The sequence below is a fragment of the Pseudomonas sp. MPB23 genome, assembly GCF_046605395.1.
Classification (GTDB): domain Bacteria; phylum Pseudomonadota; class Gammaproteobacteria; order Pseudomonadales; family Pseudomonadaceae; genus Aquipseudomonas.
The window spans coordinates 5,531,800-5,558,040 of record NZ_CP176771.1 but is presented as its reverse complement, the minus strand read 5'-3'; the positions used below and the strand labels follow the sequence as shown (position 1 = coordinate 5,558,040).

Below are 26,241 nucleotides of genomic sequence, written 5' to 3'. Positions count from 1 at the left end.
GCGGGTCACGCCCTCTTACTGGCCATCCAGCCCGTGAAGCTGCACTTGCAGCATCCTTTCCAGTTCCAGCATCAGCTTTTCCAGGGACTTCGCCCCGGCTTCGATCAGAGGCCGGTCGTCACCCCGCGCACAGGCCTGTTCGAGGGCTTCGCACTGAGAGGCCAGGGCGCAGGCTTGAACGATGCGGGCAGCGCCCTTGATCTTGTGCGCCTGTTCGATGATGTCCTGGCGCGAGGCTTGCGCATCCATCAGTGCGAGCAATTCCTGGCGATCCCGACGACTGCTGCTCAATAGCTCTTCCAGCAGGCGCCGACTCATCTGCGGGTCTCCACCGGTCAGGGCCTCGAAGTTGCCGAGGTCCAGAATCCGGCTGGCGGGTCGAGGGCTGATCCGTGCCAGTTGTCGTTCCAGTGCAGTGAGGCTGATGGGTTTGAACAGGCAGTCGTTCATGCCGGCCTGTGCGCAGCGCAGTTTCTCTTCGGGTTGGGCATTGGCGGTAAACCCCAGCACGACACAGGGCGTCAATTGTTCGCGCTGTTCGTATTCGCGGATCGAACGACTCAACTCATAGCCATTCATAATGGGCATGTTGCAGTCAGCGATGACCAGGTCGAAGTGCTCCTGGCGCCAGGCCTGGAAGCCGGCGGAGCCGTTGTGGGCGGCTGTGAACTGATGGCCCAGGTAGCCAAGCTGCTGGCACATCAACAGCCGGTTGGCCGGGTGATCGTCCACCACCAGCACGTTGAGCACGGGCGCCGTCACCGAGGCCTCGGGCTTGAGCTCGTCCACGGCCAGCACTTGCTGCAGGCGCGTCATGTTCAGGTTGACATGCACTTGGGTGCCCACCATGGGCACGCTGCTCAGGCTCAGTTCGCCCCCCATCATGGCGCACAGGCTGCGGCAGATCACCAATCCCAGGCCTGCACCGCTGCGGGCCAGTTGACCGGAGTTGTCGGCCTGGGCAAAGGGTTCGAACAGACGCAACTGATCGTCACGGCTGATACCGATGCCGGTATCTTCCACCACCAGTTTCATCTCGACCTGTTGCGGCAGTGGAGTGGGGAGCACCTCGACCTTTATTTTGACCTGTCCCTGCTCGGTGAACTTGATTGCGTTGCTGACCAGGTTGGACAGCACCTGCTTGAAGCGCAGCGGGTCGATCAGGACTTCGGTGTCGTCGAGGTCGGGCTTGAATTCCAGCAACAGGCTCAGGGTCTTCTGGCGTGCCAGGCCGTCGAACACGCGCACCACCGACTCGATCACTTCCCGCAGGTTGACGCGCTCCGGCGCCAGGCTCAGGCGCCCGGATTCGATACGAGCGATGTCGAGGATATCGCCGATCAACTCCAGCAGGTCCTTGGCCGAGTTGTAGGCCACTTCGATGGCGGGGCGATCGAGGTGGCCCTGGTCCGCCCGTTTGAGGGTCAGCTCCAGCATGCCGATCACGGCGTTCATCGGCGTGCGGATTTCGTGGCTCATGGTGGCCAGGAATGTACTCTTGGCGCGATTGGCTTCGTCGGCGCGTTCCTTGGCGGCACGGAGTTCGTCGAATAACTGGCGTCGCTCGCTGATGTCGATCCAGCCGCCAATGATGCCCTGGACCTCACCGACAGAGTCGCGGTACGGCAGGATCCAGTGGTAGATGGTCAATTTTTTTCCGCGAATATGCAGGGTGCGATCCAGGATCAGTGGGTTGCCTTCGGCCACCACGCGTTGATAGTCGGCGTGGTATTGCGCCGCTTCGGCGGCGAGGGCGGTACTGATCTGAATCGCGCTTTTGCCGATCACGTCTTCGCGCTTGACGTCGAAGACCTGCAGATAGCTATCGTTGCAGGTCTGCAGCAGGCCCCTGCGGTCACGGACGTAGATCGGGTGCGGGGTTTCATTGACCAGCGCGCGCATGAATTCGAACTGATCATTGAGGGCGCGCTCGGCCATTTTGCGATGCTTGATCTGGCGACGCATGTAGGCGTTCCAGCTCAAGGAGATCAGGAGCAGCAACCCGGTGCCGATGACGATACGGGCAATCAGTTGGTGATAGTCACGCCAGTAGCTGTCGGAGGCGGCGGTATAGCCGCGCCAACGACTGTTGATCACGCCCAGTTCATCCGGTGCGATGCTGAGCAAGGCCTTGTCGAGAATGGCGCTGAGTTCGGTGGCGCTGCGCGATGTCGCCAGTCCGAAGGTGGCAGGCATCGTTCCAATGCTGAAGCTGATCTGGAGCTTGTCCTGGAACATCTGCGACGACAGCAGATAGTTGGCGACCACCAAGGTATTCACCGCGCCTTCCACATGACCTTGTACCAGCAGTTCGGCTGACTTGAAGGTGTCACCCGTTTCAACCAGTTGGATCTTCGGAAAGTTCTCGCGCAGGAATTTTTGCAGCGGGCTGCCCTGGGTCACCGCCAGGCGCTTGCCCTCCATTTCCTCAAGGCCGGTTGGGGCGTGGCTCTCCTTGCGCGTCAACATCACGTAGGAGTTTTCCAGGTACGGCCGGCTGAAGTCCAGCTGGGTCTCCCGCTCGACGCTGGGGATGATGGCGCCGACGATGTCCGCCTTGCCGGCTTCGACCTGGTCGATCATTGCGTTCACATCCCGCCCTCTCAGGATCTCGAAGCGCAGTCCGGTGCGCAGGCGAATCAGTTCCAGCAGGTCGGCCGTGATCCCACGAAAGTTGCCATCGGCGTCGAAGAATGTAAGCGGTGCAAAGGTGGGGTTCACGATCACCCTGACCACTGGATTGTCTTTCAGCCAGCGCTCTTCGCGAAGGGTCAGTTGCAGTTTCTGGTCGGTCAGCAGGATGTCGCTGCCGGCACTCCAGCGCTTGGCGATCGCTTCCCGTTCGTTGGTGGGCACGGCCCTCAGAACGGTGTCGACGATACTTAACAACATGTGCTCGTGCTGGCGCATCGCAAAGCTGAAGCCATAGGCTTCGTGTTTGCCGAAGTTGGCCATGCGGATGTTTTTCAGGTAGCCCTTGTTGATCATGTAATGGGTGGAAATGGTATCGCCGAGAAACACGTCGGCCTGGTCGAATGCCACGGCATTCAAGGCATTTTGATAAGAGGGATACGCGCGGATGATCGCCTTGGGGTATAGCTTCTCGACCTCGCCCAGCGGCAAGTAGTGATAAACCAGTGCCAGGCGCATACCGGCGAGGCCCTCGCTCAGGCTGCGGGTTTCGCCTTCGCGGGTGACCAGCACCGGCCGGTCCACGGCATAGGGCTCCGACAGAATGAGATTGAGGTTTGCCGCTTCGAAGCCATTGGAGGATCCGAGTAAATCGATATCCCCCGCTTCAAGGGCACGGATCGCAGCCTCCCGCGAGGGGTAGCGCAATACCTTGACCGGCAAGGCCAGCGCCTTGGACAGCAGGCCAGCGTAGTCGGCGGTGAGCCCTTCATAGTCGCGGCCACTGGACGTGAGGTCGAAGGGGGGATAGTCCGGGAATGCCGTGCCCAGCACCAGTTCGCGTTTGTTCTGCAGCCACTGGCGCTGGACCCTGCTCAGTTGGCTTTCCAGTTGTACGGAGCTTGCGCGACTCAATAAGTTGAAATGTCCCGGGCCCGACGGAGGTACGGCAGGCACTGCGGTGCTGAAGCACAAACCGGCACTCAATATAATCAGATAGTCCTTTATACATCTGGGCATCCGCTTTCTCACACTAGCGCGTTTCGTTTTGCCATCTCGATAAGTTCTACCAAGGACTTGGCTTGAAGTTTTTGCATCAGCCTCTTTTTATATGTGCTTACGGTTTTATTACTCAGGAACATGCCTTTGGCGATTTCCTTGTTAGTGCGGCCTTGTGCAAAAAGTTGCAACACCATCAACTCGCGATCGTTGACGGCCTTGAACAGTTCAAGCTCCTTGGACTCCATGCCGTCCACACCGCTGGCGCTCAAGGCCTGGCTGGGGAAATAGTTGTAGCCCGACAGCACGGCGCGGATGGCGCTCAGCAGTTCGCTCAGATCACCTTCCTTGCACACGTAGCCATCGGCACCCGATCGCATGCAGCGGGTGGCGAACAGGGTGGGGGACTGGGCGGTCAGCACCAGGGTTTTCATCGAGGTATTCATGGCGTTGAATCGGCAAAGCACTTCGAGTCCGTCGAGTTTCGGAATGCTGATATCCAGGATGATGAGGTCTGGCAGGCATTCGCGGACCATTTGTATGGCGTCGCAGCCGTTATCCGTTTCGCCCACCACTTCATAACCTTCGTGCTCCAGCAACATTCGGATAGCCAGTCTTATAACCGGATGGTCATCAATAATAAAAACGGTGTTCATGATCACATTCCATGCAAGTGCAAATAAAGCGGGCACATTAGCTCAGAAGCTGAGGGGTGAGCATGAACCCAAGGGGGAGTAGATATAAAACAGGAAAGTTCCTACATTAAAAAAGGTAAGGGCCTACCAGTTGCTTAGGCTTTGTGACGCGAGCGATCAGCGTTTCGCTGCCGGGCACGCTGAATCGTGAAGTCAGGGATTCAATGGGCGTTATGCAGGAACTTTTCGACGGGTTTATATGTTTTAAGTCCTACATTCATGGCGTATGGAACAAGTGGGTCAAACAGGCAAGCTCATCCTTGTTCAATGGTTTCGACAAGTAACCGAGCAGGGGCAGGCCGCGCTCCAGCGCTTGGGTTTGCAGTGTGTACAGTTCTGCTTCGGGGAGGCCGCTGAGCAGGATGGCACCGGTGATAAAGCGTCGGCGGCTGGCGATTTCAATCAATTCAATCCCTGGCAGGTCTGGCAAGCACTGGTCGCACAGGATGATGTCGAAAGGCGCCTCGGCCAGGGTCATCAAGCGGATTGCCTGCTCGGCGTTTTCGGCCGGGGTCAGTCGCTCGAAACCGAAGCTTCTGAGCAGGCACTGGGTGGCGAGCAGTTGAAAGGGATGGTCCTCCACCAACAGGATGCGAAGGGAGTAACTGGGCATAGAAGGCACACGGTGAGTCAAGCGTCGATGGGGGGCATGTAGGAACTGTTCGCCAGATCTGCCCGGAGCGTGCGCGATTATTCTTCGTGTGTTTGTGCGAATTCGATCAGGCCGCTCTGTTCCCGTCGTAGGCAGATTCTGTTCAGTGAACAGGCGGCATGATCAGGCAGGTCATTGAGGGCCGGAGCGCCCGGTCATTTCACGCGCCATCTCGGTGGCATAGCTGTCGGTCATGCCGGCAATGAAGTCGATCATGCGCAGGAATGACGCGTGCAACGGCCATGCGGGGTCTGGTGCGTTGTTGCCCAGCAGGTCGAGAATGCGCCGGTTCTTGAAGGAGGGCGTACGCCCGCCATGCTGCTCCAGTGCCGCGCCGCAAAAGGCGTTCAAGAGAATCTCCAGGGTGGTGTAGGCGCCGATCTCATGCAGAGTCTTGCGCTTGTCCTGAAAGATTTTCTTGCGTGCCATGTCCTTGGCGTCCAGCACGCAGCGCTTGGCGGGGCCGTGCATGTGCTCCACCAGGTCGCCGGGCAGGGTGCCGGCGAGCAAGGCATCCTGCTGTTCGACGAAGGCCCGTGCCGCCGCGTTGGTCAGATGCTCGATGGCCTTGCCGCGCAGGATCGCCAGCTTGCGCCGGCGTGAGTCCTGGGCGCCTAGTTGGCGATAGGTCTGCGGCAGGTCGTCGCCGACCAGGTCGAGCAGCAGCGACTCGACTTCGGCGTATTGAAGCAAGTCCATTTCCAGACCGTCTTCCAGGTCGATCAGGGCATAGCAGATGTCGTCTGCCGCCTCCATCAGATAAACCAGTGGGTGCCGGGCCCAGCGCTGTTCTTCGAGTTGCGGCAGGCCGAGTTTGTGGGCGATCTGTTCGAGGAGCGGCAGTTCACTCTGGTAGCAGCCGAACTTGTGTTTCTTGTAGCCCAAGGAGTCGGCGTGGCGGGCGGTCCAGGGGTATTTCAGGTAGGTGCCCAGGGTCGCATAGGTCAGGCGTGTGCCGCCGTCGAACTGGTGGTATTCCAGTTGGGTCAGCACCCGGAAGCCCTGGGCGTTGCCTTCGAAATTGAGGAAGTCATTGCGCTCGGCGCTGCTCATATCATCCAGCCAGCCGCGTCCGGCCGCCTGCTGGAACCAGTGGCGGATGGCATCTTCGCCGGAATGCCCGAACGGTGGGTTGCCGATGTCGTGGGCCAGGCAGGCCGATTGCACCACCATGCCCAGATCGCTCGGGTCGCACCAGTCGGGCAGGGCGCTGCGCAGGGTTTCTCCGACCCGCATGCCCAAGGAGCGGCCAACACAGCTGACTTCCAGGGAGTGAGTCAGGCGGGTATGGATGTGGTCGTTGCTCGACACCGGGTGCACTTGGGTCTTGCGGCCCAGGCGGCGGAACGCGCCGGAGAAAATAATGCGGTCATGGTCTTTGTGGAACGGGCTGCGCCCCAGTTCTTCCGGGCTGTGCAGGGGCTTTCCAAGACGTTCGCGAGTCAGCAGGGTGGGCCAATCCAAGGCGGGTACTCTCCGTGCGGTAAATGACCCGCCCAGCTTCCCGGTTCCGGGTGGGCGGGGCAAGCGAAAATCTACAGCCCGGCGGCGTCGATATCGATTAACAGCAAGCGCTGACCGTTATCGAAGAATTGTCCGGCGGTGAGGCAATACTGGTTGGTGGTGGCGTCGCGGTAGGTCGAGGACAAGGTCAGTCGCCGCTCCTCCCAGCCTTCGGCGAGCAGATGGTAGAAGTACGGCCGCCACGACCAGTTGTGGCCCAGGTAGCGGCTGTCGGCTTGCCAGGCGTCCTGGCGCCACTCGAAGTTGGGCGTCAGTTGGGTGCCGTGCCGGTCGCACTGGTAAAAGCGCAGTAGCCAGGGAAAGGCCGGTAGTTGCGGCAAGTGATTCAGTGGCGCCTGGGTCTGGGCCCAGGTTTGCAGGATGTTCATCAGTTCGGCCAGTTGCTGGCGCAGTTGCCTGATGCGTCCACGTTCTGCCAGTTTCTGTTGGACATACGCTGCGCGCAGTTGGTCAAAGCGCGGCACGAAGGCGTCGGCGGCGAACCAGTCCAACTGCGCCTGGGCGAACAGATAGCCCTGGACATACCGCGAACCGCATTCCAGGGCGAAGCTCAATTGCGCTTCGGTTTCCACGCCTTCGGCAATGATCCAGCACCCGGTCTTTTCTGCCATCTGCGCCAAAGCCCGCACCACTTCGCTGCTCGGTCCACCCCGGGCGGCTTCCTGGAACAGGCGCATGTCCAGCTTGAGAATATCCGGTTGCAACGCCAGCACCCGATCGAGTTGCGAGTAGCCAGCGCCAAAGTCATCGATGGCGATGCGCGCACCGGCCTCGCGATAGCGCACGACCACATCGGTCAGGCGCTGGATGTCGCCGCCCAGTTCGGTGATCTCAAACACGATGCGCGCCGGGTCGACGCCATGCGCGTGAATCTGTTTCAGACTCGGCAAGGCTTGGCCCGGGCGCAGTTGGTTGATCCAGCGCGGTGAGATGTTCAGGCTCAGAAACCAGTCTTCAGGGGCTTCATGCAAGCGGCGCAACGCATCGTCGCGGATCTGCCGGTCGAGGCGGCGCAAGGTGACGCCCGGCGTGCGCGGGTCGGCGAACAGCGGGCCCACGGACTCCAAACGGCCGTCAGCCTGGCGCAAGCGGCCCAAGGCTTCGACGCCGGCGATACGACCGGTGGCGGTGTCGATGAACGGTTGGAAGCAGGCAAGCGGTTGCCCGTCGATCACGGGGCCTCCTTAAGAGAGGTGGAGAAAAAAGGCCCGACCCTTGAAAACGAGGGCCGGGCCGATTCTGTTAGCAAGAATGCAGCCAGTAAGCCTTACTGTTTGCGCGAACTGCCCTGCATCGCCAATTTGATCAGCGGGATCAAGCCGGCGCCTAGTCGCACCAGGCGCGTCAGATTGGCGATGCTACCGCCCTTGGCGCCTTTGCCGGTAAAGAAACCTATCAGCGTAACGGCGGCCACGCCCCACAGCGGCGCGTGCTTGATGCCCAGGCCGTCTTGCCAGCTATGCCCCAGGTTGCGCACTTTGTTCAGGGGCGCCATCAGTTGCTGGGACTCGTGACGGATCTCCTGACGGTGCATTTCCATGCGCAGGCGAATCAACGCCTTGCGCATTTCGCGGCGGGAGGTGGTTTGCGGGATCTCAGTCAGGCTCATGGCAGCAGGCGCTCCCGGTCATTGGCCAGCTCTTCGAGGGTGGCGTGGAACGGCGTGGACTCATCGAACACCGCCGCTTTCAAGCGCACCGCGCAAAACGCGGCGGCCAGGGTATAGAACACGCAGAGGCAGATGATCCCGGTCAGGCGGTAGCCGGTGTCCCACACCAGAATCATCACCAATGTCGACAACCCCACCAGCAACAGCAGGGCAAACACCAGCGCCAGGCCGGCAAACAGCAACAGGCTGACGGTGCGCGCCTTTTGTTCCTGCAGCTCGATCCCGAACAGCTCGACGTGGCTGTGCAGCAAGCCCAGCACAGCCGCGCCCAGGCGTCTGGACGTTGAACTTGGGCCCATGGACGAGCCGGATTCGCCGATAGACATGATTTAGCGCCTTGTAGCCAGCAGACCGATCAGGAAGCCCACGCCAGCGGCGATACCCACCGACTGCCACGGGTTGGCCTGCACATAATCTTCGGTGGCCGTGACCGCCGCCTGGCCGCGTTCGCGCAGCGAGTCTTCGGTCAGTTGCAGGGTTTCGCGGGCTTTGAGCAGGCTGTCGTGGATCTTGCTGCGCAGCTCGTCGGCCTGGTCACCGGCGAGGATCGAGGTGTCGTCCAGCAACTTTTCAGTGTCGTTGACCAGGGTTTGAAAATCCGCCATCAGTATTTCTTGAGCAGTCTTTGCAGTTCTTCTGGCCATGGATATCTCCGTGATTGGCTGATGTGTACGTGTGGTTTCGAGTCACCGGTATCGGTGAAGGTTCAGTGCAATTGTGTGGTACAGCTTTTGCTTTGCCTTGGTGCGCATGCCTCTGGCTCTGCGCCGAATCCGGGCGACCTGAGGCCAATGCCTTGAAAAACCTTACTCTAAATCACTCAATCTCGCGGAAAAACCCTGTCGGGAACAGCCTGTTGTGTTGATCGCTGCGCTAAAGCGGTTCACGCCCTCTGAAGAAGGGTGACGCCGATGGAGCTAATTTAGTGCACGAAACGCTGGCGTGAACCGCTTTGGTGCTTTTTGCCTTTAATGTAGGCCTGCCAACCTCCATGGAAAATTTGCAAAGTGCGGTGGATACCCTTGTCCACAGTTCCAATACCCTGTTCATCCTGATTGGTGCGGTCATGGTCCTGGCCATGCACGCCGGCTTTGCGTTCCTTGAAGTCGGTACGGTGCGTCAGAAAAATCAGGTCAATGCCCTGTCGAAGATCCTCAGCGACTTCGCCATCTCCACCCTGGCCTACTTCTTTATAGGCTATTGGGTCTCCTACGGTGTGACCTTCATGCAACCGGCGGCGGTGATCAGCGCCGATCATGGCTACGGCCTGGTGAAATTCTTCTTCCTGCTGACCTTTGCGGCGGCGATTCCGGCGATCATTTCCGGGGGTATTGCCGAGCGTGCACGATTTGTTCCGCAACTGTGTGCCACGGCGCTGATCGTCGCGTTTGTCTACCCGTTTTTCGAGGGCATGGTCTGGAACGGCAATTTCGGTCTGCAGGCCTGGCTGCTCGCCACCTTTGGCGCCAGCTTCCATGATTTTGCCGGTTCCGTGGTGGTGCACGCCATGGGCGGCTGGCTGGCGCTGGCCGCCGTGCTGCTGTTGGGGCCGCGCAATGGGCGCTATCGCGAAGGGCGTTTGGTGGCGTTTGCGCCGTCGAGCATTCCGTTCCTGGCGCTGGGTTCGTGGATTTTGATCGTGGGCTGGTTCGGTTTTAACGTGATGAGTGCGCAAACTCTGGACGGTGTCAGCGGCCTGGTGGCGGTCAACTCGTTGATGGCCATGGTCGGTGGCACCGTCGCGGCCCTGGTGATCGGTCGAAACGACCCCGGCTTCCTGCATAACGGCCCGCTGGCCGGGTTGGTAGCGATCTGCGCCGGCTCGGACCTGATGCACCCGGTCGGTGCACTGGTGACGGGCGTGGTGGCCGGCGGTTTGTTTGTCTGGTTCTTCATTGCGGCCCAGGACCGCTGGAAGATCGACGACGTGTTGGGTGTGTGGCCACTGCATGGCCTGTGCGGCGTGTGGGGCGGCATCGCCTGCGGCATCTTCGGCCAGACGGCGCTGGGTGGACTGGGGGGCGTCAGCCTGGTCAGTCAACTGATCGGTACCGCCCTCGGTATTACCGTGGCGCTGGTGGGCGGTCTGCTGGTGTATGGCGTGATCAAGCGCGTGCACGGGCTGCGCTTGAGCCAGGAAGAGGAGTATTACGGCGCGGACCTGTCGATCCACAAGATCGGCGCGGTCAGTCAGGATTGATCGGCGCCTCTTCTTCGCTGCTCGGGTGCGAGTAAAAACCGTGGAGCAGGCGGTAGCGGTTATGCCGCACTTCATCGACCCGCGCCTGTACCTGGTGGTCCGGTAGGCCCAGCATGATCAAGGCGTGGGAGGCGAGCATCAGGCTCGACTCCAACAACTCGGGCACCACTTCGCTGGCGCCCGCGGCTTTGAGCTCAGCCAGTTGGCTGTCATCGCGAGTGCGCACCAGGATCGGCACCGTCGGGTTGAGCCGACGGGCCTCCTTGAGCACCACCAGCGCCACGTCGCTGTTGTCCACGGCAATCACCACCAACCGGGCGCGCTCCAGGCCGACCGCGGTGAGCAGGGCGCCGCGCCGGCAATCGCCGTAATGCACGCTGCTGTCGTCGGTGGCCGCTTCCTGCACCCGTTCCGGGTCGTCATCCAGAGCAATGAAGGCTTGCTGCTCGCGGCGCAGGAAGCGTCCGATGGATTGCCCGACCCGCCCGTAGCCGCAGATCACCGCATGGCCCTGCAACTGCGCATTGAGCGCGGTGATTTCTTCCAGTTGCACTTGCTGGTTGGGCTTGCGGTGCAGGCGCAGGGCAATGGCTGGCGCGGCGCGCAGCAGCAGCGGGGTGAGCAGCATCGAGCAAAAGGTGGCGGCGAGCAGCAGACCGTTGAATTCATCCGGTATCAGGCGGCTCTGCTGCATTTGCGCCATCAACGCAAAACAGAACTCGCCGCCCTGGGCCAGGGCCAGACCGCTGCGCCAGGCGGTTTCACTGTCGCTGCCGCGCAGTTTGACCAGCGCGGCGACCACACAGCCTTTGACCAGCATCAGCGCGAGTGTCATGCCGAGGATCAGCAGGCTGTGGCTGAGGAACAATTGCAGGTCGATCAGCATGCCGATGCTGACAAAAAACAGCCCCAGCAGGATGTCGCGGAACGGTCGTATATCCGCTTCGATCTGATGGCGGTAATGGCTCTCTCCCAACAGCATACCGGCCAGGAACGCACCAAGGGCAGGGGACAGGCCCAGCAGGTGCGTCAGCCAAGCGGTGAGCAACACAATCACCAGTGCCAGCAGCACAAACAACTCGGCCGAATGGGACGCGGCCACCTCACGAAACAGGCGCGGCAACAGCCAGCGGCTGGCCAGCAACAGGCCGACGAACAGGATCACGGTCTTGCCCAGGGTCAGCGGCAAGGCCAGATACCAGGTGTGCTCGCTGTCGCCGGCGAACACGGGGACCAGCGTCAGCAGCAACACCGCCACCACGTCCTGGAACAGCAAGACACCAATCGCGTTCTGGCCATGGCTGCTGAAAATTTCCCCAAGGCTGGTCAGTTCCTTGCTGACGATGGCGGTGGACGACAGCGCCAGTCCTGCTCCGAGCAACAAGGCGATGCCCGGCGCTACGCCCAAGGCCATCAGCAAGGCCCCCAGCAGCACCCCGCAACCCAATACCTGCAGACTGCCCAGGCCAAACACCACGCGGCGCAGGGCGAGCATCTTGCTCAAGGAGAACTCCAGGCCCAGGGAAAACAGCAGGAACACCACGCCCAGTTCGGCGAGGTCGGGCAACTCTTCGCTGTCATTCACCCAATCCAGCGCAGTGGGCCCCACGGCCAGGCCTACGCACAGATAGCCCAGCACGGGCGGCAGTTGCAGCCGGCGAAACAGCGCAATCACCACCAGGGATGAGGCCAGAATGATCAACAGGTTGGCGAACACACGCATCTTCCTTGCAGGGCGGCGGCAAAAAGCCGCGAGAGTCGTTGAATCAGTTATAGGTCATGGTGATTTGGATCAGGGTTTGGTGTGGCGGGTGGACTTGTTGTGGTGAGCCGGGTTGTTGTGGTGAGCGGGACAAGCCCACTCGCCACAGGTATTCAGCGGGCTTAGAATGATGGCCCACTTCTGATCAGGTCTTTTCGTCATGCCTCCTGAATGCCAGTTGTTTACCACGTTGGGGTGCCATCTGTGCGAACTCGCCGAAGAGGAAATCATGCCGTTGGTCGAACATGGGTTGATGGTCGAGTTGATCGACATCGCCGATTCAGAAGCCCTGTTTGAAGCCTATGGCCTAAGGATTCCGGTACTGCGCCGGGTGGATACGGGTACCGAACTGAGCTGGCCGTTCGACGTTGAGCAGGTGGTTGCCTTCCTGCGTTAGCATTTGGGCGATGGCGGGTTTCCAAATATTAAGTTACTGTACGTTTGTACAGCTATTGAGTAGAGGGAACGCCCGTGGTGAATGTTGAGCAACTGAAAAGCAGCGTCAATCGCATGTCCGCCGACGTCGTGCGCGATGCGGTGAACGAGCTGCGCCTCGACGGCCTGGTCACGGAAGGCAAGACGCCGTTTAACAAAGTGCATTTCAATACCTGCTTTGCGGAGATCGAGGCGTTGTTCCAGCGCGCCGGCTACCACAAGCAGTTGGATGTGGTGGGGTATCAGGGTTTGTTATACGCGCTTTATGATCCTGGCCGCTGGGAAGCGGTGGACGTGCTGCGCTGGCTCAAGGAATTCACCGATGCCGCCAGCGCGTCGCCGATCCTGCGCGCGGAGTTGGTCAAGGCCTGAGATCCGCCCTAGGCTCAATCCCGCTCCATGCGGGATAATGCCCGCCTGTTTTTCCAGGCGTCGAGCATGTTCATGTCCACTTCCGCTTTCTCCGCGTCCCAGCACCAAGCCAGCACCCTGTACCTGCCACCCGGCCCTTGGGCGACGGTGCTGGAGTGCCTGTGCGAGCACTTCCCGGCCATCGACCGTGAACAGTGGCTGGACCGCATCGCCCGCGGCCGGGTGCTGGATATCAACGGCAGCCCGATCCATCTGGACCTGGCCTACAGGGAAGGCTTGTGCATCTATTACTTTCGCGAGGTGCCGAACGAGAAGGTGATTGCGGTGCAGGAAACCATCCTGTACGCCGACGAGCATCTGGTGGTCGCCGACAAACCGCACTTCCTGCCCGTGACCCCGGCCGGTGAGTACGTCGAGCAAACCCTGTTGCGCCGCCTGATCCGTCGCCTGGACAACCCGTCCCTGGTGCCCCTGCATCGCATCGACCGGCATACGGCGGGGCTGGTGCTGTTTTCAGCCAACCCGGCCAGTCGTACGGCTTATCAACAGTTGTTTCCCACACGCCGGATCGACAAATTCTACGAAGCCATCGCCCCGGCCTTGCCGAACCTGACTTTTCCGAGGGTGCACAAAAGCCGCCTGGTGGATGGCGAACCTTTCTTTCGCATGCAGGAAGGCCCCGGTGCCAGCAACACCGAAACCACCGTGGAAGTGCGCGAGAAACATGGCGATTTATGGCGCTATGGCCTGTTCCCCGTGACCGGCAAAAAGCACCAGCTACGGGTACATATGACGGCGCTCGGTGCGAGTATCTGCAACGACCCGTTCTACCCCGATGTGATCAAGGACGCCGTGGACGACTACGCCAATCCCTTGAAACTGCTGGCCCAAGGCGTACGTTTCATCGACCCGGTCAGCGGTGAGGAGCGCAGTTTCCACAGCCGGATCACCCTCGATTGGTGAACCCCGCAAACGACAAAGCCCGCGCGAGGCGGGCCTTGGGTGCAAGCGCGTAAGGCTTACAGGTCTTTAACGGTGCGAACCTGATCTTTATTGATGCGGGTGCGTTTGCCGTCAAGCTGTTCGAATTCGTAGAAACCCGAGGCTTCGTTGTATTTCGGGGTGTCGACGGCCTGGATTTCGCGACCGTCATTCAGGGTGATCACTGTCGGCGAAGCGCAACCGGCGAGGGTGGCCAGGCCCAGTGCAAGCATGAGAGCGGCGATGGTCCGTTGAGTCATGGGTGTGTCTCCAAGAAAATTCTTTTTAATTGCTGACTGTGTGACGTGTGAGACGTCGCCAAAGTTCCTTGTATGAAAGTTCATTCTGACACGTCAGACCTTGGCTGTAACAGCGTTGGCGTATTCAGGTTGGCCAGGCGAGGGTCATCTGCCGCGCATTCCATCCCCACAGCGCCCAGTTGCAGCAAAATCTTGCGCGGGCTGCGCTCGCCTGCGTGCCAAGCCTGTTCTACCTCGGTTCGCAGGTAGGCAGGGATGATGCAGATCAAGGGTTCCCAAAATTCGCCGTGACGCACCATTACCGGCAAGCGTGGATTGCGCTGCGCCGTCTTGCGCAGGTCGGTCAGTAATCGCACGTCGATGTTCGGCACATCGCACGGCAGTATCAGCAGGTGTTCATTGTGTGCGGCGGCTAACCCGGCGCGGATACCGGCCAGCGGCCCGGGGAAGTCCGGGCTGTCGTCGCTCACCAGTTGGTCGGCGTAGGGCGCGTAGCGATCGTGGTTGCGATTGCACGAGATGAGCAAGTCGTCAGTCAACGGGCGCACCAGGCGCTGCAAGTGTTCGATCAAGGGCCGACCACGCCACTCCAGCAAGCCTTTATCCTGGCCCCCCATACGCTGGCCACGGCCACCGGCCAACAGCAGGATCGAACAGGACAGGGGCAGCGAATCGAGTGGCATGTGGGTTCCGCGCGGGCAGGTAAACAGGGCCCTGTGATATAACACTGGGCTGTTCCTTCGACAACCGGACCGTGCCATGAAAGCCAAGGCTGATGCGCCCTTCGTACCCCTGAACATCGCTGTATTGACCGTCAGCGACACCCGCACCCTGGACACCGACACCTCGGGCCAGGTCTTCGTCGATCGCCTCACCGCCGCCGGCCACCACCTCGCCGAGCGCGTGTTGCTCAAGGACGACCTCTACAAGATCCGCGCCCAGGTCGCTCACTGGATCGCCGAAGACGTGGTGCAAGTGGTGTTGATCACCGGCGGCACCGGCTTTACCGGCCGCGACAGCACACCGGAAGCGGTGAGCTGCCTGCTGGATAAACAGGTCGACGGCTTTGGCGAACTGTTCCGCCAGATCTCCGTGGCCGACATCGGCACCTCCACCGTGCAGTCCCGTGCCCTGGCCGGCTTGGCCAACGGCACCCTGGTGTGCTGCCTGCCAGGTTCCACCAATGCGGTGCGCACCGGCTGGGACGGCATCCTCGCCGAACAGCTGGATAACCGTCACCGCCCGTGCAACTTCGTACCGCATCTGAAACAGGCCGAACCCTGTGAATCCCGTGGGTAAGCCGGGCAAGGGCGGCGGGTTGATGCCGGTGGAGGACGCGCTGGAGCAACTGCTGGACATGGCCGCCGCCGCGCCGATCCGTGAACAGGAACAATTGCCCCTGGCTGCGTGCGATGGCCGTGTATTGGCACAGGACCTGATCTCCACCCTCGACCTGCCGCCCTGGCCCAACAGCGCCATGGATGGTTACGCCCTGCGTCTTGCGGATTGGACAGGCGAGCCCTTGGTGGTCAGCCAGCGCATCTTCGCGGGCCAGGCACCACAGCCGTTGGCCGCCGGTACTTGCGCGCGGATCTTCACCGGTGCGCCGGTGCCCGAAGGTGCGGACTGCGTGGAGATGCAGGAAAACGCCGTGGTCCACGCCGATGAGCGCGTGAGCTTTACCGAGCCTTTGCGGGCCGACCAGAACATCCGCCCCCAAGGCCAGGAAACCACGGTCGGCGAGTTGGTGCTGCCCGCCGGCACCCGCCTGGGCCCGATCGAACTGGGCCTGGCCGCGTCCCTCGGCCATGACCGCCTCGACGTGATCCGTCGCGTGTGTGTGGCCGTGCTGTCCACCGGCGATGAGTTGATCGAACCCGGTTTGCCGCTGGGGCCGGGGCAGATCTACAACAGCAACCGCCGCGTCCTGTGTAGCTGGTTGACGCGCCTGGGCTGCGAAGTGATCGATGCGGGCATCCTGCCGGATGACTTGGAACAAACCCGTGACCGCCTGGCGGGCCTGGGTGCGGTCGACCTGATCCTGTCCACCGGCGGTGTATCGGTGGGCGAGGCGGACTTCCTCGGCATTGCCTTGCGCGAAGAGGGCGAACTGGCCTTGTGGAAGCTGGCAATCAAACCCGGTAAACCGCTGACGTTTGGCCATTTTCGTGGCGTGCCGGTAATCGGCTTGCCCGGCAACCCGGCCTCGACCCTGGTGACTTTCGCGTTGTTGGCGCGGCCGTACCTGCTGCGCCGCCAGGGTGTTACAGACGTGGCGCCGCTGCGTTTTGACGTGCCGGTGGGGTTCACCTGGCCCAAACCGGGTAACCGCCGCGAATACCTGCGCGGGCGCATCGAGCAGGGCAAGGCGATCATCTACCGCAACCAGAGCTCCGGCGTACTGCGCAGCGCGGCGTGGGCGGAAGGGTTTGTGGAGGTGTTGGAGGGGACGACGTTGGAGGTGGGGGATCGCGTCAACTTCATTCCGTTGAGTGAAGTTCTGAACTGACCTCCCCTGTGGTAGCGGGCTCGTCGTGGCAAGCCCGCTACCACAGGACTTGCCTGCTTTTCATGGTGGGGGCCCTCAGTAGTCCTCGCCGCGTTCAGTCACATCCCGCTCCACCGGCCCCGCATCCGGGTCGTACCCCACCGGGAACTTGCCCTTCAATGTCCACGCGAACGCAATGATCTCGGCGATGGTGCGGTACAACTCCTCGGGAATGCTGTCGCCCAATTCCATGCGCGCCAGCAGCTTCACCAGTTCGGCGTTTTCATAGATGGGGACTTCGTTTTCCCGTGCCAGTTTCAGGATCGCTTCGGCCAGGGCATCGTCGCCCTTGGCGGTCAGGGTCGGCGCTTGCTGGCCGTCGTATTTGAGGGCAATCGCCTGGCGCGGTGGGGTAGCGTTCTTCATGCGGTTTCATCCACCCAGCGATGTTCCAGTCCGGTTTTCGGCCCGCGCGGTGGCGTGCCAAGGTGACAATCCAGGTCGCCGACGTTGAGGCCTGAGGTCACCAGGCGCTCGCGCAAGGTGCCCAAATGGCTTTCGATCAAACTGGCGGTGTATGGCCGCGTCGCCCACAACTGGCTGGACAGTTTGCCCTGGGTCAGTTGCGCCTGGACCTGCAAGGGGCCCAGCGGTTCCATGTCGAAGGCCAGTTCGACGCGCCACAGCATGTGCTTGGGGTCCTTTTTGTCTTTGCGTTCGGGTTCGTCCTTGTCCGGCGCCGGTTCTTCGCGCTGGAACTTGAGCTGCAACGGCACGATGTCCTGCAAGGTGCGCATGGGAATTTCCAGTTGCCAGGTGGTTTGCAGGCGACCATCGGCGGTGGTGCCGGTCTGTTCCAGGCTCGACAACTGGTGGCTCTGCAAGCGCGAAATCGCCCCGGCGGCCAGGCGCAGCAGGTTTTCCAGGTCGCCTTCGCCTTCCAGTTTCGCCATCAGTCGCTCCGGCAGCGGGAAGCCAGCGGGGGCCTGCCGAGCCCCGACTTGCCCCAGGGTTCCCAATGGGCTGCGCACAAAGTTCGGCAACACTTGGGCCAGGGTATTGGCGGCGAGGATGGCATTCATATTGGTGCTGGCGGGCAAGGCGGGTAATAAGTCCGCAACCAGGCGCAGCAGGGCACCCTTCATGTCCAGCGGCGGGACCTGCGGGTTTTGCCCGGCGAGCAGTTTGGCTTCCAGAAAGGCGCCGCTGTTCTGGATCACCTGCGCCAGCACCTTGGGATTGCTGACTTGAGCCAGGTCGGGCAGGGCGGCCAGCAAACGGTCGGCAGCCGCGCGCAGGTCGGCCGAGGTGCTATCGCCACGCGGCAGGTTTTGCAACGCGCTGAAGACGGCATCCAGCGAGCCTTGGCGACTTTGCTGGGTGGACAGTTGTTGGGTGACGGCCAGTTGATCCTTGAGCCCGCTCAGCGGCACGAAATTAAGGGTCTGCGCGTTCTGCACCACGGCGCTGAGCAAGCTGCCGACCCGTAACGGTTGCGGGCTCTCCACGGTCAGGGTGGCACCGGCCAGGGCGTTGTTGAGCACGGTCACCAGTGAACGGTAGATCGCCGGCTGCGTGGTGCCTTGTGGCAGCATCTGCGTGGTCAGCACCTTGGCCTGCAACAGCGTGCCCTCGGGCATTTGCGTGGTATCGATGCGGGTCAGGGCGGCGACGTTGGCGCTCAAGGCCTGTTGCAGGCTGAGGGTCAGGTTGCCCGTTGGCGTCTGGCTCACCGCCACCGTGCTGCCCAATGGCAAGGGCTGCGCGCTGCTGGCTTGCACCAGGGTCTGGCGGCCACTGTCGAGGGTCAACTTGAGCAGCAACTGAAAGGCTTCACCGCCCTGTTTGAGGGCAATCACTTCGGCGTTTGCGGTTTTTCCCGGGTCGATCAGCCCGATCTGCGGCTCCAGCAGTTTGAGCAAGGCCCCCGTCGCAGGCGCAGGGCTTTGCCCGGCAGCCGGAGTGGAAGGAAGCGTAGGAAGGTTGATCTCACCGGTCATCGCGCGCGCCGTCTCTGGGGAAATTGCCCTCTTTAGAGTAGGGCATCGCATGTATAATGCCGCCCGTCTGTAAAGAGAGCGGTAAAAACCTCACAACTATTTGATCCAGCTCTCTAAAATCGGTCGCCAAAGCCGTTATTGTGCATCTCTCTTTAACGGCCACTGCACCGCCGACTTGAACCGTAAAGGCCCGCGATCTCTTGACCAGCCCCCTTCTTGAAGCCGTAGCGCTCTCCTGTGAACGCGACTTGCGCCTGCTGTTCGAGCATCTCGAACTGCGTCTGGCCAGTGGCGACATGGTGCAGATCAGCGGCCCCAACGGCAGCGGTAAGACCAGTTTGCTGCGCCTGCTGGCCGGGTTGATGCAGCCGACGGCCGGTGAAGTGCGCCTCAACGGCAAGCCCCTCAACGAACAGCGCACCACGCTTGCCCGCAACCTGGTCTGGATCGGCCACGCTGCCGGGATCAAGGACGTGCTGACCGCCGAAGAAAACCTCAGTTGGCTCAGCGCCCTGCATCATCCTGCTTCCCGCGATGCCATCTGGCAGGCCCTGGCCGCTGTTGGCCTCAAGGGTTTTGAAGATGTGCCCTGTCACACCTTGTCCGCCGGCCAGCAGCGTCGTGTGGCCCTGGCGCGTCTATACCTGCCGGGCCCGCCGCTGTGGATTCTCGACGAACCCTTCACCGCTCTCGATAAACAAGGCGTCGCCCAATTGGAAGAACACTTGGCGCAGCACTGCGAGCAGGGCGGCCTGGTGATCCTCACCACTCACCACAGCCTGACGCGCCTGCCCGCCGGTTACCGTGACCTGGACCTGAGACGGTGGTCGGCATGAGTGTGTTTGCCCTGCTGGTTGCCCGTGAAGCGCGTCTGCTGTGCCGCCGACCGGCTGAGTTGGCCAATCCCTTGGTATTCTTCGCCATCGTGATCGCGCTGTTCCCGTTGGCGGTCGGTCCGGAAACTAAACTGTTGCAAACCTTGTCTCCGGGACTGGTCTGGGTCGCGGCACTTTTGTCCGTCCTGCTCTCGCTGGACGGGCTGTTTCGCAGTGATTTCGAGGACGGTTCCTTGGAGCAGTGGGTCCTTTCGTCGCACCCCCTGCCACTTCTGGTGTTGGCCAAGGTACTGGCACACTGGGCGTTTTCCGGTCTGGCGCTGGTCTTGCTTTCGCCGCTGTTGGCGATGATGCTGGGGCTGCCCCTCGAATGCCTGCCGATTCTGCTCCTGAGCCTGTTGCTCGGCACGCCGGCCCTCAGCCTGTTGGGCGCGGTGGGCGCGGCGCTGACCGTGGGCTTGAAGCGCGGCGGCCTGTTGCTGGCGCTGTTGATTCTGCCTTTGTATATCCCGGTGTTGATCCTGGGCAGCGGCGCTCTGCAAGCCGCGCTCATGGGCATGCCAGCGACCGGTTACCTCCTGTGGCTGGGTAGCCTGACCGCCCTGGCGGTAACCCTGACACCCTTTGCTATAGCGGCCGGCCTGAAGATCAGCGTCGGCGAATAATGAGGTCTGACCGGGCGTTATGCCTTAGTCAGTAAAGACCCTAAGCTTCTTGCCAAGACGAGAAGCAACCGTGACGGAAACAGCAATGAACTGGACCTGGTTTCACAAGCTCGGCTCGCCCAAATGGTTTTACGGTATCAGTGGCAAGCTGCTGCCGTGGTTGAGCCTCTTCGCCGTGCTGCTGATCGGCATCGGCGTGGTCTGGGGCCTGGCCTTCGCGCCACCGGACTACCAGCAAGGCAACAGCTTTCGCATCATCTACATCCACGTTCCTGCCGCGATGCTGGCCCAGTCCTGCTACGTGATGCTGGCCGTGTGCGGCGTCGTCGGCCTGGTGTGGAAGATGAAGCTGGCGGACGTGGCCCTGCAATGCGCCGCGCCCATCGGTGCGTGGATGACCGCCGTGGCGCTGGTCACCGGTGCGATCTGGGGCAAACCCACCTGGGGCTCGTGGTGGGTGTGGGATGCGCGACTAACGTCCATGTTGATCCTGCTGTTTCTGTACTTCGGTCTGATTGCCCTGGGCAACGCGATCAGCAATCGTGACAGCGCCGCCAAGGCCTGCGCAGTGCTGGCGATTGTCGGCGTGATCAACATCCCGATCATCAAATACTCGGTGGAGTGGTGGAACACCCTGCACCAGGGCGCCACGTTTACCCTCACCGAAAAACCGGCAATGCCGGTGGAGATGTGGGCGCCGTTACTGCTGATGGTGCTGGGGTTCTACTGTTTCTTCGGCGCCGTGCTGCTGATGCGCATGCGCCTCGAAGTGCTCAAGCGTGAAGCCCGCGCCAGTTGGGTCAAGGCCGAAGTGCAAACCAGCCTGGGAGCGCGTGGATGAGTTTTGCTTCTTTCAGTGATTTTCTCGCCATGGGCCACCACGGCCTGTATGTCTGGACCGCCTATGGCATCTGCCTGGTCGTGCTGGCCCTCAACGTCGCGGCGCCGATCCTGGCCCGCAAGCGTTACCTGCAACAAGAGGCGCGTCGTCTGCGCCGGGAGACCGAAAAGTGAATCCGCTGCGTAGAAAGCGTCTGTTGATCATCCTTGCCATCCTGGCCGGCGTCGGCATTGCCGTGGCCCTGGCCTTGAGCGCCCTGCAGCAGAACATCAACCTGTTCTATACCCCGACCCAGATCGCCAACGGCGAAGCCCCGCTGGACACGCGCATCCGCGCCGGCGGCATGGTGGAGAAGGGCTCGCTGAAGCGTTCCGGCGATTCCCTGGACGTCACCTTCGTGGTCACCGACTTCAACAAGGCTGTGACCATCACCTACCGCGGCATCCTCCCGGACCTGTTCCGCGAAGGCCAGGGCATCGTCGCCCTGGGCAAGCTCAACGCCGACGGTGTGGTGGTGGCCGATGAAGTGCTGGCCAAGCACGATGAGAAATACATGCCGCCGGAAGTCACCAAGGCGCTCAAAGACAGCGGCCAATCCGCGCCAACCCCCGCAAAGGAGGGCTAAGTGATGACGTCCGCACTGTTTATTCCGGAATTGGGCCAGTTGGCGATGATCCTCGCCCTGTGCCTGGCCATCGTTCAGGCCGTGTTTCCCTTGCTCGGCGCCTGGCGCGGCGACCGCCTGTGGATGAGCCTGGCGCAGCCGGCCGCCTGGGGCCAGTTTGCCTTTCTGTTGTTCGCGTTTGGCTGCCTGGCCTACGCCTTCATGACCGACGACTTTTCCGTCGCCTACGTCGCGAATAACTCCAACAGCGCCTTGCCCTGGTACTACAAATTCAGCGCCGTATGGGGCGCCCACGAAGGCTCGCTGCTGCTGTGGGCATTGATCCTCGGCGGCTGGACCTTCGCCGTGTCGATCTTCTCCCGCCAACTGCCGCAAGTCATGCTGGCGCGGGTACTGGCGGTGATGGGCATGATCAGCATCGGCTTCCTGCTGTTCCTGATCATGACCTCCAACCCGTTCAGTCGCATCTTGCCGCAGGTGCCGGCGGACGGGCACGACCTCAACCCGCTGCTGCAGGACATCGGCCTGATCGTGCACCCGCCGATGCTCTACATGGGCTACGTGGGTTTCTCCGTGGCCTTCGCCTTCGCCATCGCCGCCTTGCTCGGCGGGCGCCTGGATGCCGCGTGGGCACGCTGGTCGCGGCCTTGGACCATCGTCGCCTGGGCGTTCCTCGGTATCGGCATCACCTTGGGCTCGTGGTGGGCCTACTACGAACTCGGCTGGGGCGGCTGGTGGTTCTGGGACCCGGTGGAAAACGCCTCGTTCATGCCCTGGCTGGTGGGCACCGCGCTGATTCACTCGCTGGCAGTCACTGAAAAACGTGGCGTGTTCAAGAGCTGGACGGTATTGCTGGCCATCGCGGCGTTTTCCCTCAGCCTGCTTGGCACCTTCCTTGTGCGTTCGGGCGTGCTGACGTCGGTGCACGCGTTTGCGTCCGACCCTGCGCGCGGCGTATTCATCCTGATCTTCCTGCTGTTCGTGGTCGGCGGTTCCCTGACCCTGTTCGCCCTGCGCGCGCCGGTGGTCAAGAGCCAGGTCGGCTTCAACCTGTGGTCGCGGGAAACCCTGCTGCTGGGCAACAACCTGGTGCTGGTGGTGGCCGCGTCGATGATCCTGCTCGGCACCCTCTACCCCCTGGTGCTGGATGCCCTGAGCGGCGCCAAGCTGTCCGTCGGCCCGCCGTACTTCAACGCGTTGTTTATCCCGCTGATGGGCCTGTTGATGGGGGTGATGGCGGTCGGCGTGCTGGTGCGCTGGAAAGATACGCCGGTGAAATGGCTGGTCGGCATGCTGATGCCGGTGCTGCTGGGCAGTGTGGCCCTGGCGGTGATCGCCGGGATTGCCTATGGCGACTTCAACTGGGCAGTGCTCGCCACCTTCCTGCTCGCCGCCTGGGTATTGCTGGCCGGCGTGCGTGACATCTTCGACAAGACCCGTCACAAAGGCCTGATCAAAGGCCTGCCGGGCCTGACCCGTAGCTACTGGGGCATGCAGATCGCCCACATCGGCATCGCCGTGTGTGCCCTGGGCGTGGTGTTGTCCAGCCAGAACAGTGCCGAGCGCGACCTGCGCCTGGCCCCGGGCGAGACCATGGACCTGGCCGGTTATCACTTTATTTTCGAAGGCGCCAAACACTTCGAAGGTCCGAACTTCACGTCGGACAAGGGCACCGTGCGTGTCGTGCGCAATGGCAAGGAAGTGGCGGTGCTGCACCCGGAAAAACGTCTGTACACCGTGCAAAGCTCGATGATGACCGAAGCCGGGATCGACGCCGGTTTCACCCGCGACCTCTATGTGGCGCTGGGTGAACCCTTGGGCGATGGCGCCTGGGCCGTGCGGGTGCATGTCAAACCGTTCGTGCGTTGGATCTGGTTCGGTGGGTTGCTCACCGGGTTCGGTGGTTTGCTCGCGGCGCTGGACCGGCGTTATCGGGTCAAGGTCAAGAGCCGGGTGCGTGAAGCGCTCGGTTTGCAAGGAGCGGCGGTATGAAGCGTTGGTTGATGGTGCTGCCGCTGGCGGCATTTCTGGTGGTGGCGGTGTTCCTGTATCGCGGCTTGTACCTGGACCCGGCCGAGTTGCCCTCGGCGATGATCGGCAAACCGTTCCCGGCGTTTTCGCTGCCGACGGTGCAGGGCGACAAGACCTTGACCCAGGCCGATCTGCTGGGCAAGCCGGCGCTGGTCAACGTGTGGGGCACCTGGTGCATCTCCTGCCGCGTCGAACACCCGGTGCTGAACAAACTGGCCGAGAAGGGCGTGCTGATCTACGGCATCAACTACAAGGACGACAACGCGGCGGCCTTGAAGTGGCTGGCGGAATTCCACAACCCGTATCAGTTGGACATCCGCGATGAAGACGGCAACCTCGGCTTGAACCTCGGCGTCTACGGCGCGCCGGAAACCTTCTTTATCGATGCCAAGGGTGTGATCCGCGACAAGTACGTCGGCGTGATCGACGAAGTGGTCTGGCGCGAACAACTGGCCGCCAAATACCAGGCCCTGGTCGATGAGGCCAAGCCATGAAGCGTCTGATAGCCGCCGCGGTCCTGGCGCTCGGATTGGCCGGCGTCGCCCACGCCGCCATCGACACCTACGAATTCGCCAACGACGCCGAGCGTGAGCGCTTTCGCGATCTGACCAAGGAACTGCGCTGCCCCAAGTGTCAGAACCAGGACATCGCCGACTCCAACGCCCCCATCGCCGCCGACCTGCGCAAAGAGATCTTCCGCATGTTGGGGGAGGGCAAGGACAACCAGCAGATCATCGACTTCATGGTCGACCGCTACGGTGATTTCGTGCGTTACAAGCCGGCCCTCACCGGCAAGACCGCACTGCTCTGGTTCGGCCCTGCCGGGCTGCTGCTGGCCGGTGTGGTCGTCATGGTTGTGATCGTCCGCCGTCGCCGCGCCGCGCCTACCGATGGCTCGGACACACTATCCCTCGAAGAGCGCAAACGCCTCGACCAATTGCTGGACACCAAGACTGATGATTGATTTCTGGCTCGCAGCCGGCTTGCTGCTTCTGATTGCCCTGAGTTTCCTGTTGATCCCTGTGTTGCGCGGCCGCCGCGCCCAGCGTGAAGAGGATCGCACCGCGCTGAACGTGGCGCTCTACCAGGAACGCGTGGCCGAACTGCAAGTGCAGCAGGACGAAGGCGTGCTCGACGCCGCGCAACTCGATACTGGTCGCGCCGAAGCCGCCCGCGAATTGCTGGCCGACACCGAAGGCGTGGAAAAGCCCCGCGAATCGCGCCTGGGCAAGCCGTTGCCATTGCTCGCTGCGATTCTCGTGCCTGTGTTGGGCCTGGGCCTGTACCTGCACTTTGGTGCCAGCGACAAGGTCGAGCTGACGCGCGAATTCTCCCAGCCGCCGGTGTCCCTGGAAGACATGACCCACCGCCTGGAACGCGCCGCCGCTGCGCAACCGGATTCGGCGGAAGGCTTGTACTTCCTCGGTCGTGCCTACATGGCCCAGGACCGTTCCGCCGACGCCGCCAGAATCTTCGAGCGCACCGTGGCCCTGGCCGGGCGCCAACCTGAACTGCTCGGCCAGTGGGCTCAGGCGCAGTACTTCGCCGACAATAAACAGTGGTCGCCCAAGGTCCAGGCGTTGACCGACGAGGCGTTGAAGCTCGATCCGAAGGAAGTCACCAGCCTGGGCCTGCTCGGGATCGCTGCCTTCGAGGGCCAGCGTTATCAGGACGCGATTGATTACTGGAGCCGCTTGTTGGCCCAACTGCCACCGCAAGACAACTCCCGTGCGGCGCTGCAAGGTGGTATCGATCGCGCGGCCGAGAAGATTAAAGAAAGCGGGGGCACCGTGGCCCAGAAGGCGCTGATGAAAGTGCGTGTGGACCTGTCCGCCGAGGTCAAGGCCCAAGCGCTGCCCACCGACAGCGTATTCATCTTCGCCCGCGCCGTGAACGGCCCGCCGGCGCCGCTGGCCGCCAAACGCGTCACCGTGGCCGAACTGCCCGTCACCGTCGAATTGGGCGATGCCGACGCAATGATGCCGCAGTTGAAACTGTCCAACTTCCCTGAAGTCCAACTGGTTGCGCGCATATCCCGGGCCGGTCAACCGACCGCTGGCGAGTGGATCGGCCGCAGCCAACCCTTGGCCAGCACCACGACTGCGCTGCAGCAGCTGACCATCGACCGTCCGGACAAGTGACTTCGAGGAAATACCTATGACCGCCCTTGCACGCATCACCCTGCTCAGCCTGGTACTGGGGCTGAGCGCTTGTGCGGTCCACCGGCCACCTGCCGCGCCGAGCGGCCCGACCATTCCGCCGTCGGGCCCGTCGACCCAACCGGGCACCCGACCTTCGGGCCCGGTCACCGCGCCACCCAAAGCACCACCAAGCTCGTCACCCACCTTCGCACCGCCACCGGGCGCGGCCAGCCACTGGGACGGCAAGATGCAGGTGTACGTGCTGGACGACCAGCCCGACACCTTCTACCGCCAGCGCACCTACTACCGCTGGAGCAACGGCTGGAGCCGCTCCATCAGCCCCAACGGGCCATGGGAAGACACCGACGTACACGGCGTACCGCCGGGGTTGAGCAAGCACTACGCACAATGACAAAAGGCGACTTGCGAGTCGC

Annotated in this window: 29 protein-coding genes; 16 read left to right on the top strand and 13 right to left on the bottom strand. The window is 61.9% G+C overall.

The features are described 5' to 3' along the window. Positions 1 to 15 precede the first annotated feature (15 nt). The 8 genes from ACLH0J_RS25120 to ACLH0J_RS25085 form a co-directional block, all read right to left on the bottom strand. A complete protein-coding gene (locus ACLH0J_RS25120) occupies positions 16 to 3,651 on the bottom strand; it encodes a transporter substrate-binding domain-containing protein (RefSeq protein ID WP_411389524.1) in 3,636 nt (1,211 codons plus the stop codon). A gap of 8 nt (positions 3,652 to 3,659) precedes the next feature. Continuing rightward, positions 3,660 to 4,286 carry a response regulator gene (locus ACLH0J_RS25115; protein ID WP_411389523.1) on the bottom strand — a complete coding sequence of 209 codons (627 nt, stop codon included), beginning with the start codon at positions 4,284 to 4,286 and terminating at the stop codon, positions 3,660 to 3,662. A gap of 256 nt (positions 4,287 to 4,542) precedes the next feature. Beyond that, the gene (locus ACLH0J_RS25110) at positions 4,543 to 4,938 is read right to left on the bottom strand and encodes a response regulator (RefSeq protein WP_411389522.1); all 396 of its coding nucleotides are present in this window, start codon (positions 4,936 to 4,938) and stop codon (positions 4,543 to 4,545) included. Positions 4,939 to 5,109: 171 nt separating this feature from the next. Further along, positions 5,110 to 6,441, bottom strand: coding sequence for a deoxyguanosinetriphosphate triphosphohydrolase (locus tag ACLH0J_RS25105; protein WP_411389521.1), 1,332 nt, complete (start codon positions 6,439 to 6,441; stop codon positions 5,110 to 5,112). Positions 6,442 to 6,512: 71 nt separating this feature from the next. Further along, positions 6,513 to 7,676 (bottom strand): EAL domain-containing protein, encoded by a 1,164-nt coding sequence (locus ACLH0J_RS25100; protein WP_411389520.1) that lies wholly within the window; start codon positions 7,674 to 7,676, stop codon positions 6,513 to 6,515. Positions 7,677 to 7,768: 92 nt separating this feature from the next. Continuing rightward, positions 7,769 to 8,110 carry a hypothetical protein gene (locus ACLH0J_RS25095; RefSeq protein WP_411389519.1) on the bottom strand — a complete coding sequence of 114 codons (342 nt, stop codon included), beginning with the start codon at positions 8,108 to 8,110 and terminating at the stop codon, positions 7,769 to 7,771. Continuing rightward, positions 8,107 to 8,496 carry a phage holin family protein gene (locus ACLH0J_RS25090; RefSeq protein WP_411389518.1) on the bottom strand — a complete coding sequence of 130 codons (390 nt, stop codon included), beginning with the start codon at positions 8,494 to 8,496 and terminating at the stop codon, positions 8,107 to 8,109. The genes ACLH0J_RS25095 and ACLH0J_RS25090 overlap by 4 nt, the downstream gene beginning before the upstream one ends. A 3-nt stretch (positions 8,497 to 8,499) precedes the next feature. After that, complete coding sequence (locus ACLH0J_RS25085; protein WP_411389517.1) at positions 8,500 to 8,814, bottom strand: YqjD family protein; 315 nt, start codon at positions 8,812 to 8,814, stop codon at positions 8,500 to 8,502. 347 nt (positions 8,815 to 9,161) lie between these two features. Here ACLH0J_RS25085 and ACLH0J_RS25080 point away from each other — a divergent pair, with 347 nt between their 5' ends. Further along, positions 9,162 to 10,370, top strand: coding sequence for an ammonium transporter (locus ACLH0J_RS25080; protein WP_411389516.1), 1,209 nt, complete (start codon positions 9,162 to 9,164; stop codon positions 10,368 to 10,370). Here the strand turns inward: ACLH0J_RS25080 and ACLH0J_RS25075 are convergent. Next, the gene (locus ACLH0J_RS25075; protein WP_411389515.1) at positions 10,357 to 12,093 is read right to left on the bottom strand and encodes a cation:proton antiporter; all 1,737 of its coding nucleotides are present in this window, start codon (positions 12,091 to 12,093) and stop codon (positions 10,357 to 10,359) included. The two genes, ACLH0J_RS25080 and ACLH0J_RS25075, sit on opposite strands and share 14 nt — an antisense overlap. Before the next feature lie 199 nt (positions 12,094 to 12,292). Here ACLH0J_RS25075 and ACLH0J_RS25070 point away from each other — a divergent pair, with 199 nt between their 5' ends. The 3 genes from ACLH0J_RS25070 (at position 12,293) to ACLH0J_RS25060 (ending at position 13,902) form a co-directional block, all read left to right on the top strand. Beyond that, positions 12,293 to 12,529 (top strand): glutaredoxin family protein, encoded by a 237-nt coding sequence (locus ACLH0J_RS25070; RefSeq protein WP_411389514.1) that lies wholly within the window; start codon positions 12,293 to 12,295, stop codon positions 12,527 to 12,529. Positions 12,530 to 12,603: 74 nt separating this feature from the next. Next, positions 12,604 to 12,939: a transcriptional regulator gene (locus ACLH0J_RS25065; RefSeq protein WP_411389513.1), complete on the top strand. Its 336-nt coding sequence runs from the start codon at positions 12,604 to 12,606 to the stop codon at positions 12,937 to 12,939. A gap of 72 nt (positions 12,940 to 13,011) precedes the next feature. Continuing rightward, positions 13,012 to 13,902, top strand: coding sequence for a pseudouridine synthase (locus tag ACLH0J_RS25060; protein ID WP_411389512.1), 891 nt, complete (start codon positions 13,012 to 13,014; stop codon positions 13,900 to 13,902). Between the two features lie 56 nt (positions 13,903 to 13,958). Here the strand turns inward: ACLH0J_RS25060 and ACLH0J_RS25055 are convergent, their stop codons facing one another. Further along, entirely contained in the window at positions 13,959 to 14,180 is a 222-nt protein-coding gene (locus ACLH0J_RS25055) for a YgdI/YgdR family lipoprotein (RefSeq protein ID WP_010565032.1), read from the bottom strand. Between the two features lie 80 nt (positions 14,181 to 14,260). Further along, positions 14,261 to 14,863, bottom strand: a complete 603-nt coding sequence (gene mobA / locus ACLH0J_RS25050; protein WP_411389511.1) for a molybdenum cofactor guanylyltransferase MobA — start codon at positions 14,861 to 14,863, stop codon at positions 14,261 to 14,263. A gap of 76 nt (positions 14,864 to 14,939) precedes the next feature. Here mobA and moaB point away from each other — a divergent pair, with 76 nt between their 5' ends. Both moaB and glp read left to right on the top strand, forming a co-directional pair. Next, the gene (gene moaB, locus ACLH0J_RS25045; RefSeq protein ID WP_010211803.1) at positions 14,940 to 15,479 is read left to right on the top strand and encodes a molybdenum cofactor biosynthesis protein B; all 540 of its coding nucleotides are present in this window, start codon (positions 14,940 to 14,942) and stop codon (positions 15,477 to 15,479) included. Beyond that, entirely contained in the window at positions 15,463 to 16,689 is a 1,227-nt protein-coding gene (glp, locus tag ACLH0J_RS25040) for a gephyrin-like molybdotransferase Glp (RefSeq protein ID WP_411389510.1), read from the top strand. The genes moaB and glp overlap by 17 nt, the downstream gene beginning before the upstream one ends. 75 nt (positions 16,690 to 16,764) lie before the next feature. Here the strand turns inward: glp and ACLH0J_RS25035 are convergent, their stop codons facing one another. Continuing rightward, positions 16,765 to 17,094 (bottom strand): EscU/YscU/HrcU family type III secretion system export apparatus switch protein, encoded by a 330-nt coding sequence (locus ACLH0J_RS25035; RefSeq protein ID WP_010565029.1) that lies wholly within the window; start codon positions 17,092 to 17,094, stop codon positions 16,765 to 16,767. Further along, entirely contained in the window at positions 17,091 to 18,668 is a 1,578-nt protein-coding gene (locus tag ACLH0J_RS25030) for a flagellar hook-length control protein FliK (protein ID WP_411389509.1), read from the bottom strand. Before ACLH0J_RS25030 ends, ACLH0J_RS25035 begins: the two co-directional genes overlap by 4 nt. Before the next feature lie 200 nt (positions 18,669 to 18,868). On the opposite strand from ACLH0J_RS25030, the gene ccmA reads away from it, so the two are divergent. The 10 genes from ccmA (at position 18,869) to ACLH0J_RS24980 (ending at position 26,219) form a co-directional block, all read left to right on the top strand. Then, entirely contained in the window at positions 18,869 to 19,504 is a 636-nt protein-coding gene (ccmA, locus tag ACLH0J_RS25025) for a cytochrome c biogenesis heme-transporting ATPase CcmA (RefSeq protein ID WP_411389508.1), read from the top strand. Beyond that, on the top strand, positions 19,501 to 20,169 hold the full coding sequence (ccmB, locus tag ACLH0J_RS25020; protein WP_411389507.1) for a heme exporter protein CcmB: 669 nt from the start codon (positions 19,501 to 19,503) through the stop codon (positions 20,167 to 20,169). Before ccmA ends, ccmB begins: the two co-directional genes overlap by 4 nt. Before the next feature lie 85 nt (positions 20,170 to 20,254). Further along, entirely contained in the window at positions 20,255 to 21,010 is a 756-nt protein-coding gene (locus tag ACLH0J_RS25015; protein WP_411389506.1) for a heme ABC transporter permease, read from the top strand. Next, entirely contained in the window at positions 21,007 to 21,183 is a 177-nt protein-coding gene (gene ccmD / locus ACLH0J_RS25010) for a heme exporter protein CcmD (RefSeq protein WP_411389505.1), read from the top strand. The genes ACLH0J_RS25015 and ccmD overlap by 4 nt, the downstream gene beginning before the upstream one ends. Then, positions 21,180 to 21,635, top strand: a complete 456-nt coding sequence (ccmE, locus tag ACLH0J_RS25005) for a cytochrome c maturation protein CcmE (protein WP_262051166.1) — start codon at positions 21,180 to 21,182, stop codon at positions 21,633 to 21,635. The genes ccmD and ccmE overlap by 4 nt, the downstream gene beginning before the upstream one ends. A 3-nt stretch (positions 21,636 to 21,638) precedes the next feature. Then, complete coding sequence (locus ACLH0J_RS25000) at positions 21,639 to 23,627, top strand: heme lyase CcmF/NrfE family subunit (RefSeq protein ID WP_411392889.1); 1,989 nt, start codon at positions 21,639 to 21,641, stop codon at positions 23,625 to 23,627. After that, positions 23,624 to 24,160 carry a DsbE family thiol:disulfide interchange protein gene (locus tag ACLH0J_RS24995; protein WP_411389504.1) on the top strand — a complete coding sequence of 179 codons (537 nt, stop codon included), beginning with the start codon at positions 23,624 to 23,626 and terminating at the stop codon, positions 24,158 to 24,160. Before ACLH0J_RS25000 ends, ACLH0J_RS24995 begins: the two co-directional genes overlap by 4 nt. Continuing rightward, entirely contained in the window at positions 24,157 to 24,630 is a 474-nt protein-coding gene (locus tag ACLH0J_RS24990) for a cytochrome c-type biogenesis protein (RefSeq protein WP_411389503.1), read from the top strand. Before ACLH0J_RS24995 ends, ACLH0J_RS24990 begins: the two co-directional genes overlap by 4 nt. Continuing rightward, positions 24,623 to 25,807 (top strand): c-type cytochrome biogenesis protein CcmI, encoded by a 1,185-nt coding sequence (gene ccmI, locus ACLH0J_RS24985; protein WP_411389502.1) that lies wholly within the window; start codon positions 24,623 to 24,625, stop codon positions 25,805 to 25,807. The genes ACLH0J_RS24990 and ccmI overlap by 8 nt, the downstream gene beginning before the upstream one ends. Positions 25,808 to 25,823: 16 nt before the next feature. Then, the gene (locus ACLH0J_RS24980) at positions 25,824 to 26,219 is read left to right on the top strand and encodes a hypothetical protein (protein ID WP_411389501.1); all 396 of its coding nucleotides are present in this window, start codon (positions 25,824 to 25,826) and stop codon (positions 26,217 to 26,219) included. The last annotated feature ends 22 nt before the right edge of the window (positions 26,220 to 26,241 follow it).

Coding starts and splice junctions, on each gene's coding strand:
- ACLH0J_RS25120 (WP_411389524.1), bottom strand. CDS start 3,651: ATGCCCAGATGTATAAAGGACTATCTGATTATATTGAGTGCCGGTTTG.
- ACLH0J_RS25115 (WP_411389523.1), bottom strand. CDS start 4,286: ATGAACACCGTTTTTATTATTGATGACCATCCGGTTATAAGACTGGCT.
- ACLH0J_RS25110 (WP_411389522.1), bottom strand. CDS start 4,938: ATGCCCAGTTACTCCCTTCGCATCCTGTTGGTGGAGGACCATCCCTTT.
- ACLH0J_RS25095 (WP_411389519.1), bottom strand. CDS start 8,110: ATGAGCCTGACTGAGATCCCGCAAACCACCTCCCGCCGCGAAATGCGC.
- ACLH0J_RS25090 (WP_411389518.1), bottom strand. CDS start 8,496: ATGTCTATCGGCGAATCCGGCTCGTCCATGGGCCCAAGTTCAACGTCC.
- ACLH0J_RS25085 (WP_411389517.1), bottom strand. CDS start 8,814: ATGGCCAGAAGAACTGCAAAGACTGCTCAAGAAATACTGATGGCGGAT.
- ACLH0J_RS25080 (WP_411389516.1), top strand. CDS start 9,162: ATGGAAAATTTGCAAAGTGCGGTGGATACCCTTGTCCACAGTTCCAAT.
- ACLH0J_RS25075 (WP_411389515.1), bottom strand. CDS start 12,093: ATGCGTGTGTTCGCCAACCTGTTGATCATTCTGGCCTCATCCCTGGTG.
- ACLH0J_RS25070 (WP_411389514.1), top strand. CDS start 12,293: ATGCCTCCTGAATGCCAGTTGTTTACCACGTTGGGGTGCCATCTGTGC.
- ACLH0J_RS25060 (WP_411389512.1), top strand. CDS start 13,012: ATGTCCACTTCCGCTTTCTCCGCGTCCCAGCACCAAGCCAGCACCCTG.
- ACLH0J_RS25055 (WP_010565032.1), bottom strand. CDS start 14,180: ATGACTCAACGGACCATCGCCGCTCTCATGCTTGCACTGGGCCTGGCC.
- mobA (WP_411389511.1), bottom strand. CDS start 14,863: ATGCCACTCGATTCGCTGCCCCTGTCCTGTTCGATCCTGCTGTTGGCC.
- moaB (WP_010211803.1), top strand. CDS start 14,940: ATGAAAGCCAAGGCTGATGCGCCCTTCGTACCCCTGAACATCGCTGTA.
- ACLH0J_RS25035 (WP_010565029.1), bottom strand. CDS start 17,094: ATGAAGAACGCTACCCCACCGCGCCAGGCGATTGCCCTCAAATACGAC.
- ACLH0J_RS25030 (WP_411389509.1), bottom strand. CDS start 18,668: ATGACCGGTGAGATCAACCTTCCTACGCTTCCTTCCACTCCGGCTGCC.
- ccmB (WP_411389507.1), top strand. CDS start 19,501: ATGAGTGTGTTTGCCCTGCTGGTTGCCCGTGAAGCGCGTCTGCTGTGC.
- ACLH0J_RS25015 (WP_411389506.1), top strand. CDS start 20,255: ATGAACTGGACCTGGTTTCACAAGCTCGGCTCGCCCAAATGGTTTTAC.
- ccmD (WP_411389505.1), top strand. CDS start 21,007: ATGAGTTTTGCTTCTTTCAGTGATTTTCTCGCCATGGGCCACCACGGC.
- ACLH0J_RS25000 (WP_411392889.1), top strand. CDS start 21,639: ATGACGTCCGCACTGTTTATTCCGGAATTGGGCCAGTTGGCGATGATC.
- ACLH0J_RS24995 (WP_411389504.1), top strand. CDS start 23,624: ATGAAGCGTTGGTTGATGGTGCTGCCGCTGGCGGCATTTCTGGTGGTG.
- ACLH0J_RS24990 (WP_411389503.1), top strand. CDS start 24,157: ATGAAGCGTCTGATAGCCGCCGCGGTCCTGGCGCTCGGATTGGCCGGC.
- ccmI (WP_411389502.1), top strand. CDS start 24,623: ATGATTGATTTCTGGCTCGCAGCCGGCTTGCTGCTTCTGATTGCCCTG.
- ACLH0J_RS24980 (WP_411389501.1), top strand. CDS start 25,824: ATGACCGCCCTTGCACGCATCACCCTGCTCAGCCTGGTACTGGGGCTG.